Source organism: Massilia frigida, from assembly GCF_011682175.1.
GTDB classification, from domain to species: Bacteria; Pseudomonadota; Gammaproteobacteria; order Burkholderiales; family Burkholderiaceae_D; genus Telluria_A; species Telluria_A frigida.
On the sequence record NZ_WHJG01000019.1, the window covers coordinates 84,391 to 97,782 of the forward strand.

A 13,392-nucleotide genomic window follows, 5' to 3' on the forward strand; every position below is an offset into this window, starting at 1 on the left:
CCGAATGCCGAACCGCGAATACCAGCACCAGACCAGCCTGCCCAGCGCCGATGACGGGAGCAGCGGCATCGTCCTGTCCGAGCTGCTCGACGGCCACCCGGTGGCCACCTTCGTGATTGACCGTGAGCACACCATCACGCACTGGAACAAGGCTTGCGAACACTTGCTCGGCTGGAGCACCGAAGCGATGATAGGCACGCGCAACCACGGCGTGGCGTTTTACGCGCACGAGCGGCAAATGCTGTCGGACATGATCGTCTCGGGCGACGGCAGCGGCCTGGCCGCGCACCGCCAGTCGGCCCTGATTCCCGGCGCCTACGAGACCGAAGGCTTTTTCGAGAACCTGGGCGTGGGCGGCCACTGGCTGCACTTCACCGCCGCGCCCCTGCGCGACGCCTCCGGCCAGGTGGTCGGGGCGATCGAAACCATGCGCGACGTGACCGAGCGGCGGGTGGCCGAAAACGCCCTGCGCCGGGCCCACGACAACCTCGAACACCTGATCGAGAAACGCACCGCCCAGCTGGCCGAAGCCAACGAACGGCTGGAGGACGACTTGCGCCAGCGCCAGATCGCCGACGCCGAACTGCGCGCCAAGCACCTGGCCCTGACCGAATTGAACGCCAAGCTGTCGATGGCCCAGGAGCAACTGGTGCAATCGGAAAAACTGGCCTCGATCGGCCAGCTGGCGGCCGGCGTGGCGCACGAGATCAACAACCCGATCGGCTACATCTTTTCCAATTTCGGCACCCTGCAAAGCTACCTCGACCAGCTGTTCGACATGCTGCATGTGTACCAGGAGGCGGAAGCCGAAGCGAGCCCAGCGACGGCGGCGCGGCTGGCGGCGATGCGCAAGACGCTCGACCTCGATTTCTTGCGCGAAGACATCCCGGTCCTGATGAGCGAATCGAAGGAAGGCATCGTGCGCGTGCGCCACATCGTGCAGGATCTCAAGGATTTCTCGCGGGTCGACGCCAGCCAGGACTGGGTGTGGGCCAACCTGCACGGCGGCATCGATTCGACCCTGAATATCGTTTCCAACGAAGTCAAGTACAAGGCCGACGTGGTCAAGCAGTACGGTGCCATTCCCGACATCGAATGCCTGCCCTCGCAGGTCAACCAGGTGATCATGAACCTGGTGGTCAACGCGGCCCACGCGATGAGCGAGCGGCGCGGCACGATCACGGTGCGCACCGGCACCAGCCAGGGCGCCGGGGAAGGGGCCGAGGGCGAACAGGTGTGGATCGAAGTGGCCGACAACGGCGGCGGGATCGCGCGCGAAAACCTGTCGCGCATCTTCGATCCCTTCTTCACCACCAAGCCGGTGGGCAAGGGAACCGGTCTGGGCCTGTCCCTGGCCTACGGCATCATTCAAAAACACCGTGGCAGCATCGACGTCGACAGCGAGGTGGGGCGTGGCACCACCTTCCGCATCGTCTTGCCGGTGCACCAGACCACTGCAGCAAGCGAGGAGCCCAGCCCATGACAGACAGCCTGACCGACAATCTTGCCCCAGCTCCGGCCACCGTGCTGTGCGTTGACGACGAACCGAACATCCTGTCGTCCCTGCGCCGCCTGTTCCGCCCGGAAGGCTACCGGGTGCTGGTGGCCGAGAGCGGCGCGGCCGGCCTGGCCATCCTGGAACAGGAAAAGGTGGACCTGGTCATTTCCGACATGCGCATGCCGGAAATGGACGGTGCCAAATTCCTCGAACATGTGCGCCAGCGCTGGCCCGACACCGTGCGCCTGCTGCTGACCGGCTACTCGGACGTCTCCTCGATCCTGGCGGCCATCAACCGCGGCGAGATCTACCGCTACATCACCAAGCCCTGGGACGACAACGATATCCTGCTGGTGGTGCGCCACGGGCTCGAACGCCACGCGCTGGAGCAGGAAAAGGCGCGCCTGGAAGCGCTGACCCTGCGCCAGAACGATGAACTCAAATCGCTCAACCAGAGCCTGGAAGCGAAAGTCGAGATCCGCACCGAAGAGCTGCGCAGTTCGCGCGACACCATCCTCGAGACCAATAAAAAGCTCAAGGGCAACTTCATCACCACCATCAAGATCCTGTCCAGCATGATCGAGATGCGGGGCGGCAATCTGGCGGGACATTCGCGCCGGGTCGCCGACCTGGCGCGGCGCATCGCCGTCAAGGTCGGGCTCGATGCGAACGCGACCCAGGAAGTCTTCATTGCCGCCCTGCTGCACGACATCGGCAAGATCGGTTTTCCGGACGACTTGCTGACGATGCCGGTGAACCTGCTGGCCGGCGACATGCTGGGCGTATTCCGCAAGCATCCGCTGCGCGCCGAACAACTCTTGATGCCGCTGGATGACTTGCGCGGGGTGGCGGCCTTGCTGCGCGCCCACATGGAGCGCTACGATGGCGGCGGTTTTCCGGACGGCATAGCCGGCCCCCTGATTCCGCTCGGCGCCCGCATCCTGGCGCTGGCGTCGGATTACGACAACCTGCAGATCGGCGCGCTGGTGCAGCGGCGCGTGCTCGCGCCCGACGCCAAGCAAATCATCTACGACGCCGTGGGCAAGCGCTACGACCCCAAGGTAGTGGCGGCGTTCCGCGCGCTGATGGATGGCGAGCCGGTGGAAAAGCTGCGCGACCAGGCCATGGTGGCCAAGTACCTGACGCCGGGCATGACGCTCTCGCGCGATCTGGTCACGCCGGACGGCGTCATGCTGCTCTCGGCCGACCACGTGCTCGACGAGCGCCTGATCCAGCAAGTCCAGGATTTTGAATCCAAGAACGAGGTCCGCCTGAATATCTGGGTGTGGCCGGCACCACCGAAAGGGGAGTGACATGCGACGCATTCTGTTGGTCGATGATGAAATCAACGTCTTGAACGCCCTGGTGCGGGCCATGCGCCAGCATCTGGACATCGAGGACTTGCACATTGAAACGTTTACCGATCCGTTCGACGCGCTGACCCGCTGCGCCGACGTCACCTTCGACCTGGTGATTTCGGATTTCCGGATGCCGCAGATGACGGGCGTGGAATTTTTGCACGCGATCAAGGAAGTGGCACCGGACACGGTGCGCATGATCTTGTCGGCCTCGACCGAGTTCGAGACGGTGACCAGCGCGATCAACGATGCCCAGGTGTTCCGTTTTATTCCCAAGCCGTGGCAAGTCGGGGATTTGCGGGAAAACATCCGCCTGGCGCTCGACTACCACGACTCGCTGCGCAAGGAGCACCAGCTGGCCGACCGCCAGCGCGTGCACGAGGGGACCTTGAGCCGCGAGGAACTGGCGCTGCGCAAGATGGAAGAGGAAGAGCCGGGCTTGCTGAAGGTGAAGTGGGGCCCGAACGGCGAGATCATCATGTAGGCGCCGGCGGCGCCCGGCCTAGGCCGGCGCCCCGGGCGACACCGCCGCCGGCGGCAACACCGGCAAGCGCACCGTAAACGTGGTCCCCTCCCCCGGCGTGGACGCCACATCGATCCGTCCGCCATGCTTGTTCACGATCCCATACGAGAGCGACAAGCCCAGCCCCGTGCCGCTGCCCACCGGCTTGGTGGTAAAAAACGGCTCGAAGATCCGGTTCAGATGCTCCTGGGCGATCCCGCAGCCGGTATCGCTCACCGCGACCCATACCCAGCCATCCTCGGCACCGGTGCGGATCGTGATCACGCCCTTGTCCTTGATCGCATGGCCGGCATTGACCAGCAAATTCATGAACACCTGGTTCAGCTGCGAAGCCAGGCAGGTCACTGGCGGAATCTGCCCGTACTGCTTGTCGACCGTGGCCTTGTACTTGATCTCGTTGGAGACGATATTCAGCGTGCTGTCGAGCCCGTGATGGAGGTCGGCCACCTGCCATTCATTCTCGCCCACGTGCGAGAAATCCTTAAGCGCCTGCACGATATCCTTGACCCGCTTGAGGCCATCCATCGATTCGCGCACCAGGTCGGTCGCATCATCCTGCAAGAATTCCAGGTCGGCGCTCTTGCCGATCTGCGCGATGGCCTTGGCCAGCGCCGGCGGCGGGCTGTGCGCGGCGATCGCGGCATCGTACTCGCGCACCACGCCGAACAGGGTCGCCACATACTTTTGCAAGGTGCCCATATTCGAATTGACGAAGCCGACCGGATTGTTGATCTCGTGCGCGATACCGGCCGCCAGTTGGCCGATGGAGGCCATCTTTTCCGACTGCAGCAACTGGTTTTGCGCTTCCTGCAAACGGCCGATCAGCAATTGCTGTTCCTGGCCCTTGCTGTGGAGCGCCTCTTCCATGGTCTTGCGGATGGTGATGTCGGTGAGCGAGCCGATCACTTCGAGCGGAGCGCCCTGCTCGTCGCGAATCAGGCGCAGGGTGTCGTGCATCCACAGATAGGCTCCGTCGGCCGCACGGAAGCGGTATTCGTAGGCGCGCTGGCCTTCGACGAACACCAGCGCCAGGCTGGAAAAGATGGCCGGCGCGTCGTCCGGATGAATATGGTCGAACCAGAAGTTGGGATCGGCCACCATGTCCTCGGGCCGGTAACCCAGGACGTTATAGGCGTTGTTGCTGACGAAGGTCATCTTGAAGTCACCGCTGGGCACGGTGCAATAGATGATGGCCGGGGTGTTGTCGATCAGATATTGGAGCCGCACCAGGGGCGAGGCGGCGTCCGCGCCCGGCGCGCGCGCCGCGGGCGGCGTGTCGGACGCAAAGGATTCAAATTCCTCGAACTGCATCGCCATGATCGATCCCGTGGGAAAGTGCTTCAGGCAATTATGACCGAGTATTCAGGAGCGCGCCACTTTCATTGCCATTGTCCGTACACGGTGCCGTAGGACGGTGGCGGCGCCGCTTGGTGGCCGGGGTCCGGGTCCGGTTCCGGTTCCGGGGCCGGCGGCGCCAGCCAGGCGCGCGGATCGACCCGGTAGTACTGCTGGAACTGGTCGAACAGCTCCGCATGGCGTTCGGCCATCTGCCAGGGCTTCTCGAAAAACGTTTCCGTGGCCACGGCGAAGAATTCGGCGGGACTGACCGCGCCGTAGTGGTCGAGCACGCTTTGGCGCTGGAACATCGCTTCGTGGCGCAGGTTGTTGAAGTCGCGCGAGAGGACCGCCGACCAGTCGCGGTAACTGCCCGGGTGGCCAAGGAAAGGCGCGCCATTATTGCTGCCCGATTCGCTGTCGAGCTGGTGCGCGAATTCGTGCAGCACCACGTTCTGGCCATCGGCCCAGTCGCCGGCGCCGCGCTGGACGTGGTCCCACGACAACACCACGCGCCCATCGCCCCACGATTCGCCAAGCAATTCCTGGCGCACCGGGTTCACGATGCCGGCTTCGTCGGCGTGGTTGCGCGGCACCAGGAAGGCGCTCGGGTAGACCAGGATGGTGTGCAGCTTGCGGTACACCCGCGTAAAGCGGTTGAGCAGCAGCAGGCAGGCCTGGCCGGCGATGGTGACGCGGATCTCGTCGTCCACTTCCAGCCCTTCGCAGCCGACGAATTTTTTCTGGAACAGGAATTGCTGCACCAGCCGCTGCAACTGTGCCTGCAGCTCGGGCTGCATGCGACTGTAAATCGGAATATTGTGTTCGAGTATATGCAACCACGCCGGCGGAAAGGGCTGGGCCAGCGCGCGCTTGAGGCGCCAGCCGGGATAGCTCATGCCGAGCGCAATTGCCACCACGATGGCGGTGGTCCAGAGCAGCGCTTCCATCTTGTTCCTTGTCGGGGTGCGAAAAAACGCGGGGCCGCGCCCGGCGCGCGGCGCAACCGGCTGGCTGCGCCGGAGCGGGCGGCGCGGCGGCTCAGGCCCTGGCGGCGCCGAACCAGGCGTCGACCGCGTCGGCGTTGCCGATCAGCTTGCCGCCGATGAATACTTGCGGCCAGGTCGACTGGCCCGAGACCGCGCGCAGCACGCTGGCATTGATCTTCCGGTCCTGCACCATCTCGGTGAATTGCACGCCGTGCGCCTTGAGCGTGGCCTTGGCGCGCGCGCAGTGCGGGCAGCCGGGCTTGGAAAACACCAGCACCGGTTCCGGGATCTGGACCTCCGGGTGAATGTAACGCAGCATGGTTTCGGCATCCGACACGTCGAACGGATCGCCTTCCTTGTCCGGCTCGATGAACACCTTCTCGATCATGCCATCCTTGACCAGCATGGAATAACGCCACGAACGCATGCCGAAACCCAGGTTGCGCTTGTCGACCAGCATGCCCATGCCCTGGCTGAAATCGCCATTGCCATCCGGGATGACGGTGATATTCTCCGCATCCTGGCCGACTTTCCACTCGTTCATCACGAACGCATCGTTGACCGAGATGCAAATGATCTCGTCGACCCCGTTCTGCCTGAACACGGGCGCCAGTTCGTTATAGCGCGGCAAATGGGTGGAAGAACAGGTGGGCGTGTAAGCGCCGGGCAGGGAGAACAGGACCACCGTCTTGCCCTTGAACAGCGCGTCGGTGCTGAGATCTTTCCACTGGTCGTTGGACCTGGCCTTGAACGTCACATTCGGTACGGGCTTGCCTTCCAGCGATTCTGGCGTCGGTAACATGGGCGTTCCTTTGGATGAGTGGTGGGGACAGCAAAGCATCCCCGCACCGCCACAAGTGGGGCTGGTTCAGGGGTTTTCAATTGGCGGGGATGACAGAAAAACAGCAGACGTGCCTGTGCCCGCACGGCCGCGAAGGGGAAGCGCGAAGGTGGCACGAAAAACGGGGGGCCGGACTGCGCCGGCCCTGTCTGGACGATACGACAGGTGAACGGACCTGCCCTGCAAGCGAACCGGACGGTCGAAGCGGGCGCGGCGGGGCCGCTCAGCGCAGGGTCAGGCCTGTTCCTTGGCCGACGGTGCCGCGCCGAACAGGGCGGCGACGAGCGGGTCGCGCGCCACCGGACTGCGATTGACACGGATGGCATAGTGGGTGTCGTCCGCCAGGATGTGGAAGTGACGGCCCGTGCCAGCCATGCTTTGCTCGCGCAAGCCCGGACGTTCCTTGCGCGGTGCGGCGCCTTCGCGTTTCGGCTGCACGATCGCGGCCAGGAAAGCCTTGACGCGTTCCGGATCGGGCGAAATCTGGTACACGGCCTTGCCCAGGTAGGTGGCGGTGCCTTCAATATAGCGCGCCAGTTCGATCACGCCCGCTTCGCGCAGGTCGCGGATGTATTTGCGCGCGCCGGACGGCGAAAACTTGAGGAACCAGGCGATTTCATCGGCCAGCATTTCGTGCGTCGACAATTCGCCGATCAGTTTTTGCATATTTTCGATGCGGCGCTGGGTGGCCGAGGTCGAACGCACGCGCTCGATCGGTGCCATCGAGATGGGAGCGCGCTCGGCTGGCTGGGGCGCGACGCGCTCGATCAGGGAGGAATTGGCGCTGGTGTGCAATGTGGTCATGTCGCCTTGGGCCGCATTGTGGTGCTGTGTCGTTGCATGCATGTTGAGTACTCCAAAGAGAAGAGATAGTCATGTCGTCCGGACCCGCTACATGTCGTTTGACAGCCTGACAATAATTCGGTTCCGCACATCTGAGTGCAAGATTGCCTGCGTGGACCTCGATGGTCTGTGCGCCATCGAACATTTCGCACAATTTACTTCCTGTGATCATCTTTTCATCGTTGCAATCTTGATGACGGGCCCGGCTGTGTGCGTTGGCGTACAGATTGCATCAATACAAGGCCGTATTCTGGCCCCGTTCGCACAACATTGTGTGTGCAATGACTTCATTGACGTTCAGTCTGCCTGCCACCGGCACCAGACACTTAAAAAAGGAAACCACCATGAAAACGACACTTCTGGCTGCACTGCTGGCGATGGCCAGCCTGACCGCATGCGAAAAAACCACTGTCAACCCACCTGCCACGGTGGTCACCCCAACCGTTGAAGTTCCGGTGGCCGTACCTGGCCCTGCCGGCGCAACTGGCGCTACCGGCGCCACCGGCGCTGCTGGCAACACCGGCAACACCGGCAGCACCGGCAATACCGGCAACACGGGCAGCACCGGTGCCGAAGGTAGCGCTGGCACCCCAGGCGCGCCTGGCATGGATGGTGCCAAGGGCGACACCGGCAAGACCGGCGGCGACACCGTGATCGTGGTGCCGGAAAAGCGCTAATAGCTCCGGCTATTATTCGCGCGACAAGATCGCGCCGGACTGGGTTTGCGCCCGGTCCGGCGCGATTTTTCTTGATACTCGCACAAATTGTTGTATTAAAAAGACAAGTCCACTTTCACAGTGCGCTATCGAACGGTTGCATTGAACTCCGCCGCTTAATCTCAAGTCGAACGTCACACTGCCTCGCATCAGTGATGACATCCCTACCGACCCATCCAATAGGAGTTTCCTGTGATCAAAATGAAAAAGACGGCCCTTGCGGCGGCACTGTTGTGCAGCGCCGGACTGGCCTTTGCGCAAGACATCAATCCCTCGTGGTATATCCAGCCCAGCGTCAACGCATTCAAGCCCGACCAGGATTTCGGCCTGAGCGAGCGCAATTACGGTGGCGGCCTCAAGTTCGGCAAGCCGCTGGCCGAGATGTGGGACGTGCAGATCGGCGCCACCCATGCGCGCGCCGGGGAAGGCCGCGCCAGCTATCGCCAGACCCTGCTGGGCGCCGACGCGCTGCTGATGCTGTCGCGCCAGAATTTCCGGCCTTTCCTGCTGCTCGGCGTCGGCGCCGAGCGCGACCGGGTCGACAATCCGCTGCGCCGTGTCAGCAAAACCTCGCCCTACGCGAGCGCCGGCATCGGTTTCCAGCTGGGGCTGACCGACCAGTGGTCGATGCAGGCCGACCTGCGCAGCGTGCGCGGACGCTTGCGCGGCGACGAAGCCTTCGGCATCAGCCGCAGCAACAACAAATACCTGACGATCGGCTTGAACTACGCCTTCAACAAGCCGGCTCCGCCAGCACCGCCGCCAGCGCCCACGCCGCCGCCGGCCGTCACGCCGGCGCCGCAGCCGGCCGCGCCACCGCCGCCGCCGCCGCCGCCGGCCCGTTTCGAGAAAATCACGCTGAGCGCCACCGAGCTGTTCGCCTTCGACAGCGCCACGCTCAACGTGAGCCAGACCCGCCTGGACGAGATCGCCGCCGCGCTGCTGGCCGACCCCGGCATCACCGACGTCGACATCAGCGGCTACGCCGACCGCCTCGGCTCGGAAAAATACAACCTCAAGCTGTCGGAGCGGCGCGCCAATGCGGTGCGCGACTACCTGGTCGCCAAGGGCATCGACGGCGCGCGCCTGAAATCCTACGGCAAGGGCGAAGCCAATCCGGTCGTCACCTGCACCGACCAGAAGCGCGCCGACCTGATCAAATGCCTGGAACCGAACCGCCGCGTCGAAGTCGAACAGATCACCATCGAGCGCCGCGTGCAATAAGCAAGGGCTACGGCCTGTTTTGCGGGGGGCGCGTGCTCCCCGCCCGAATGTAAGGAAGTCATATGATCGAAATCAAGGAATGGATGCCGTACTCGAAACAACTGGTGCGCGTGATGCGCTGCGCGGTCACCGAGTGGTTTGCCCACCGCGCCGCCAGCAAGGGCGCGGCACTGGCCTTCTACACCCTGTTTTCGATGGCGCCGATCCTGGTGCTGGTAATTGCCATTGCCGGTTTTTTCTACGGCGCCGAAGCGGCCCAGGGGCAGTTGCTCAACGAGCTGCAGGGGCTGGTCGGCAAGCAGGGCGCGGAAGCGATCCAGCTCGTGTTGGCCGGTGCGCGCAACAAGGAAAGCGGCATCTGGGCCACCATCATCGCCACCGGCCTGCTGCTGTTCGGCGCAACCACCGTGTTTTCCGAGCTCAAGGATAGCCTGGACGACATCTGGGCCGTGCCGGCCTCGACCGACGCCACCTGGTGGGATATCGTGCGCACGCGCCTGCTGTCCTTCGGGCTGATCCTGGTGCTGGGCTTCCTGCTGATGGTCTCGCTGGTGGTCAGCGCCGCGCTGGCCGTGCTGGACAGGTACATGAATGGTTTGTGGAAAGATGCGGCGCTATTGCTGTCGTGGGTATCGTGGGCCATCAGCTTCCTGGTGATTGCGACCTTGTTCGGCGTGATCTACAAAATGCTTCCGCGCATCAAGCTGTCATGGCGCGACGTGACCATCGGCGCGCTGGGGACGGCCGCCTTGTTCACCCTGGGGAAATTTGTCATCGGGCTGTATATCGGTAACAGCGGCGTGGCCAACAGTTTCGGCGCGGCCGGGTCGATGATCGCCCTGCTGCTGTGGGTATATTACTCGGCGCAGATTTTCTTCCTGGGGGCGGAGTTTGCGCGCCAGTATGCATTGCAGCTGGGCAGCCTCAAGCACAAGCCGGATGAAGTGACCGGTGGCGGGCAGACGGCGGCGGCGAAGGTGACGCGGATTCGATGAGTGAACACATTGCCAGGCATGATATTTTCGCCGCGACCCGACGATGCTCGACAGTTTCGGCGTCCGCAGGCTCAGGTGCCGTAACCCGGGGTGTCCCAATCCGCTACGAATCCCCAACAGTGGCATGGCCTTGAACAAACCTCATGATCTGTTCCTTCTCGCTGTATGAGTACACCGTTGCTCCGCTATCGCGCAGATTTCCGACGATGTCATCATATGCCCTATGTCGAGGTCCTTGTCCATCAGGACCTTCGACAGCGAAGAGAATTCTATTTGGCAAAAGGTGCTTGCGTTGCAGCGTATGAATCCGGAATAGCCATTGGCCGCCATGGTCAAGTATCTTGCTTGGTTGATCCTGCGCCAGGTTCAATGGCTTCACTGCTTGCACGACCCGCGTGCCGTCCTGTTCGACGAACGGAAAGGTCGCATGGTATTCGTCATTGCCGACCTCCATTTTGTCAAATTTACTTGCAATGCCGGCATCGAATATCCACCTGCGCATTGTTCGCTCCAGCACCGCCTCACGATACTCCTTGGTGACGAAGTCTCTTTCAACATAATATCCGTAAAGATCCTCCAACTTCGTCTCCGGATCGTCGGCCAGCACGCCCCGAACTTTGCTGAATTTAATCACGGCTTCGCGTGGTCGGACTATCTCCGCAAACAGGCTTTTCGAGAATTCAACATCGTTGAGCTTATACTTCTTGTCAATACCATGCGTACGCAACATCGCGGCAGCGCGTTCAAATTCCTCTCGAAGGTTTTGCATGGCGGTCTTGAAAACAGAACCGTCCAGTTGCTCGAAAAAGTTTGTGACCCGCGCATGGCGACGCGTTATTAACTTATAGGCGAAGAACCCATGTTCTGGAGCGATCATAATGATTCCAGCGTTCGCAAACTCTTCTGTCTCCAGGAAGGGACAAAAGCGCACAATAGCGTATAGGCAAGGAATGCTCATGATTTCATATTCCAGAACGCGTCGCCGCGGCAGTTGAGTAGCTGCTGACGTAGCGTGTTTGGATCAAAGTCCGTTGGCAGAGTTCGCTCGTCATCGAGGTACCACCACTCATCAGGAATAGTATTGCAGATTCCATCCCAATTTGCCATGGCATCGTGGTAACGAGTGGCATAGTGTTCCTGGGCGACCCAGTCCTCGAACAATGATGGACACTCCCGTTTAAACACGTGCAGAGCAGCAAAATTTTGTGCCGAAAAATGGATGTCGAATGCTTGATTGTGGTCAAGAACCACCAATTGATCGGATTTAACGTCCCAAAAAAGGTTCGGATTGCCGCCGGCATCGCTCAACGTTCGATCGCCATTGCGAATCCACCAATCGAATGCAAGAACGTCGCGCCGCGAACTGATCGGCACCTTATCAATATGCGTAAAGGAAAGTTCCACAACCTGTCGTCGCCGTGATCCGAACGCTGGCCCGCTGCCAAGTTCGTTCACATCATCGCGGGATCTTAGTGAAATCAAGGCGCTCGGAACATTTACCACCGTGAAGGGGGCAATGGGAAGTCCGAGACTCAAGCCCAGATTTCCCGCAATCCATTCGCAAAGCAAACTTCTCCGGCCTGCACCGCGACCCTTGACAAAATATATTTTCTCGTCATCGCCGCGACAAATAAATGGCTTAGTGATTCCCTGTTCGGATCGGTCTATTACCTCGATTATTTGCACTGGCATTTTTTAGCCCAAATGAATTTGACCGAAGAAGCGCATCCGCCAAACCAGGTCCGCTACCACGGCAGCTTGTTGACGCCGCGTCTGTATCAACGGTCTTTCACCAATGTCCATCCCTACTCGTAGCGCAAGGACTCCGCCGGATTGATCCGCGCCGCACCATAGCTCGGATACAGGGTCGCCAGGAACGCCAGCGCCACCGAGACCCCGGCTATCATGGCTACATCCCGCCATTGCGGGTCCGATGGCACCGAGCTGAGGAAGTAGATCTCTTTCGACAGCAGCTTGCTGCCCAGCAGTTTCTCGAGCACCGGCATGATCACATCGATATTGAGTGCGAACAGCACCCCCGCCGCCACCCCGGCCGCGGTCCCGATCACGCCCACCAGCGCCCCCTGCATCATGAACATTGCCATGATCGAGCGCGGCGACGCGCCCAGGGTGCGCAGGATCGCGATATCGGCCTGCTTGTCGTTCACCTTCATCACCAGGGTCGACACCAGATTGAACGCCGCCACCGCGATAATCAGCACCAGGATCAAGAACATCATGCGCTTCTGCGATTGCAGGGCCGCGAACCACACTTCGTTCTGGCGCGTCCAGTCGCGAAACATCAGGTGCGCCGGCATGCTGGCCATTAATTCCTGCGCCACCCTCGGCGCCTGGTGCAGGTCATGCAAACTCAAGCGCAATCCGGACGGCAGCGCCAGGTGCTCGACCGCGCGCGCATCGTCGATATGCACCAGCGCCACGCCGGAGTCGTAATCGTTGTGCCCCACATTGAACAATCCCGCCACCGTGAAGACTTGCCGGCGCGGCGTCCACGAACTCGCCGTGCCCCCCTGCGGCGCTACCAGCAGCGACAATTTATCGCCCGCCTTCACGCCCAGCTTGTTGGCCAGCTCGTAGCCGAGCACGATATTGAAGCGGCCCGGCTGCAAATCATCGAGTTTTCCATCCTTGATGCGCTTGGCGATGGGCGACACCGTTTTTTCCGCCTCCGGCAAGATGCCTTGCACCGCCACCGGCCGCATCGTTTCGTCGTACAGCAACATGCCCTGCAAGCTGACGAAGGGCGCGCCGCCGGATACGGCCGGATTGCTGCGCGCCTGCGCCAGGGTCTGCTCCCAATTGGCCAGGCCGCCGCGCTCGTCGATGACCTCGATGTGCGGAATCATCGACAGCATGCGCGCCGCTACTTCCTTCTGGAAACCGTTCATCACCGACAGCACGACAATCAGCGCGGCGACGCCCAGCGCAATGCCGCTCACCGAAATGAGGGAAATGACCGACAGCATGGGATTGCGTTCGCTGCGGCGTTGCGCGCTGGTGTAGCGCAGCGCGATCTGTAATTCGTAAGGTAAATTGGCGAACATGTAAT

At 61.7% G+C, this 13,392-nt stretch carries 13 protein-coding genes; 6 read left to right on the forward strand and 7 right to left on the reverse strand.

The features are described from left to right. The first annotated feature begins 4 nt into the window (after positions 1 to 4). Genes F2P44_RS18710 through F2P44_RS18720 form a run of 3 tightly spaced genes read left to right on the forward strand, consistent with a single transcriptional unit; the run spans position 5 to position 3,340 of the window. Positions 5 to 1,483 (forward strand): PAS domain-containing sensor histidine kinase, encoded by a 1,479-nt coding sequence (locus tag F2P44_RS18710; protein WP_187363366.1) that lies wholly within the window; start codon positions 5 to 7, stop codon positions 1,481 to 1,483. After that, positions 1,480 to 2,811, forward strand: coding sequence for a response regulator c-di-GMP phosphodiesterase, NosR family (gene nosR / locus F2P44_RS18715; protein WP_167088559.1), 1,332 nt, complete (start codon positions 1,480 to 1,482; stop codon positions 2,809 to 2,811). Before F2P44_RS18710 ends, nosR begins: the two co-directional genes overlap by 4 nt. Before the next feature lies 1 nt (position 2,812). After that, positions 2,813 to 3,340 (forward strand): response regulator, encoded by a 528-nt coding sequence (locus tag F2P44_RS18720; protein WP_167088560.1) that lies wholly within the window; start codon positions 2,813 to 2,815, stop codon positions 3,338 to 3,340. 18 nt (positions 3,341 to 3,358) lie between these two features. Here F2P44_RS18720 and F2P44_RS18725 read toward each other — a convergent pair whose 3' ends face one another. From F2P44_RS18725 to F2P44_RS18740, 4 genes are all read right to left on the reverse strand, one after another. Further along, on the reverse strand, positions 3,359 to 4,690 hold the full coding sequence (locus F2P44_RS18725; RefSeq protein ID WP_167088609.1) for an ATP-binding protein: 1,332 nt from the start codon (positions 4,688 to 4,690) through the stop codon (positions 3,359 to 3,361). Between the two features lie 68 nt (positions 4,691 to 4,758). Then, the gene (locus F2P44_RS18730; RefSeq protein WP_167088561.1) at positions 4,759 to 5,664 is read right to left on the reverse strand and encodes a M90 family metallopeptidase; all 906 of its coding nucleotides are present in this window, start codon (positions 5,662 to 5,664) and stop codon (positions 4,759 to 4,761) included. A 91-nt stretch (positions 5,665 to 5,755) separates the two neighbouring features. Beyond that, positions 5,756 to 6,505: a glutathione peroxidase gene (locus F2P44_RS18735; protein WP_167088562.1), complete on the reverse strand. Its 750-nt coding sequence runs from the start codon at positions 6,503 to 6,505 to the stop codon at positions 5,756 to 5,758. Between the two features lie 273 nt (positions 6,506 to 6,778). Next, positions 6,779 to 7,390 carry a helix-turn-helix domain-containing protein gene (locus F2P44_RS18740; RefSeq protein ID WP_054263413.1) on the reverse strand — a complete coding sequence of 204 codons (612 nt, stop codon included), beginning with the start codon at positions 7,388 to 7,390 and terminating at the stop codon, positions 6,779 to 6,781. A 341-nt stretch (positions 7,391 to 7,731) separates the two neighbouring features. On the opposite strand from F2P44_RS18740, the gene F2P44_RS18745 reads away from it, so the two are divergent. The 3 genes from F2P44_RS18745 to F2P44_RS18755 all read left to right on the forward strand — a co-directional run bounded on the left by F2P44_RS18745 (position 7,732) and on the right by F2P44_RS18755 (position 10,322). After that, positions 7,732 to 8,064, forward strand: a complete 333-nt coding sequence (locus F2P44_RS18745) for a collagen-like protein (RefSeq protein ID WP_167088563.1) — start codon at positions 7,732 to 7,734, stop codon at positions 8,062 to 8,064. A 240-nt stretch (positions 8,065 to 8,304) separates the two neighbouring features. Then, entirely contained in the window at positions 8,305 to 9,327 is a 1,023-nt protein-coding gene (locus F2P44_RS18750; RefSeq protein ID WP_187363371.1) for an OmpA family protein, read from the forward strand. A gap of 62 nt (positions 9,328 to 9,389) precedes the next feature. After that, positions 9,390 to 10,322, forward strand: a complete 933-nt coding sequence (locus F2P44_RS18755) for a YihY/virulence factor BrkB family protein (RefSeq protein ID WP_167088565.1) — start codon at positions 9,390 to 9,392, stop codon at positions 10,320 to 10,322. A 103-nt stretch (positions 10,323 to 10,425) separates the two neighbouring features. Here F2P44_RS18755 and F2P44_RS18760 read toward each other — a convergent pair whose 3' ends face one another. From F2P44_RS18760 to F2P44_RS18770, 3 genes are all read right to left on the reverse strand, one after another. After that, positions 10,426 to 11,280, reverse strand: a complete 855-nt coding sequence (locus tag F2P44_RS18760; RefSeq protein ID WP_167088566.1) for a DUF3037 domain-containing protein — start codon at positions 11,278 to 11,280, stop codon at positions 10,426 to 10,428. Further along, the gene (locus F2P44_RS18765) at positions 11,277 to 12,008 is read right to left on the reverse strand and encodes a HipA family kinase (RefSeq protein ID WP_223165058.1); all 732 of its coding nucleotides are present in this window, start codon (positions 12,006 to 12,008) and stop codon (positions 11,277 to 11,279) included. The genes F2P44_RS18760 and F2P44_RS18765 overlap by 4 nt, the downstream gene beginning before the upstream one ends. Before the next feature lie 119 nt (positions 12,009 to 12,127). Continuing rightward, entirely contained in the window at positions 12,128 to 13,387 is a 1,260-nt protein-coding gene (locus F2P44_RS18770; protein ID WP_167088568.1) for a lipoprotein-releasing ABC transporter permease subunit, read from the reverse strand. Positions 13,388 to 13,392: the final 5 nt, after the last annotated feature.

What these genes read in the sequence shown, in the direction of transcription:
- F2P44_RS18710 (WP_187363366.1), top strand. Translation starts at nt 5, where the DNA reads ATGCCGAACCGCGAATACCAGCACCAGACCAGCCTGCCCAGCGCCGAT.
- nosR (WP_167088559.1), top strand. Translation starts at nt 1,480, where the DNA reads ATGACAGACAGCCTGACCGACAATCTTGCCCCAGCTCCGGCCACCGTG.
- F2P44_RS18720 (WP_167088560.1), top strand. Translation starts at nt 2,813, where the DNA reads ATGCGACGCATTCTGTTGGTCGATGATGAAATCAACGTCTTGAACGCC.
- F2P44_RS18725 (WP_167088609.1), bottom strand. Translation starts at nt 4,690, where the DNA reads ATGCAGTTCGAGGAATTTGAATCCTTTGCGTCCGACACGCCGCCCGCG.
- F2P44_RS18730 (WP_167088561.1), bottom strand. Translation starts at nt 5,664, where the DNA reads ATGGAAGCGCTGCTCTGGACCACCGCCATCGTGGTGGCAATTGCGCTC.
- F2P44_RS18735 (WP_167088562.1), bottom strand. Translation starts at nt 6,505, where the DNA reads ATGTTACCGACGCCAGAATCGCTGGAAGGCAAGCCCGTACCGAATGTG.
- F2P44_RS18740 (WP_054263413.1), bottom strand. Translation starts at nt 7,390, where the DNA reads ATGCATGCAACGACACAGCACCACAATGCGGCCCAAGGCGACATGACC.
- F2P44_RS18745 (WP_167088563.1), top strand. Translation starts at nt 7,732, where the DNA reads ATGAAAACGACACTTCTGGCTGCACTGCTGGCGATGGCCAGCCTGACC.
- F2P44_RS18750 (WP_187363371.1), top strand. Translation starts at nt 8,305, where the DNA reads ATGAAAAAGACGGCCCTTGCGGCGGCACTGTTGTGCAGCGCCGGACTG.
- F2P44_RS18755 (WP_167088565.1), top strand. Translation starts at nt 9,390, where the DNA reads ATGATCGAAATCAAGGAATGGATGCCGTACTCGAAACAACTGGTGCGC.
- F2P44_RS18760 (WP_167088566.1), bottom strand. Translation starts at nt 11,280, where the DNA reads ATGAGCATTCCTTGCCTATACGCTATTGTGCGCTTTTGTCCCTTCCTG.
- F2P44_RS18770 (WP_167088568.1), bottom strand. Translation starts at nt 13,387, where the DNA reads ATGTTCGCCAATTTACCTTACGAATTACAGATCGCGCTGCGCTACACC.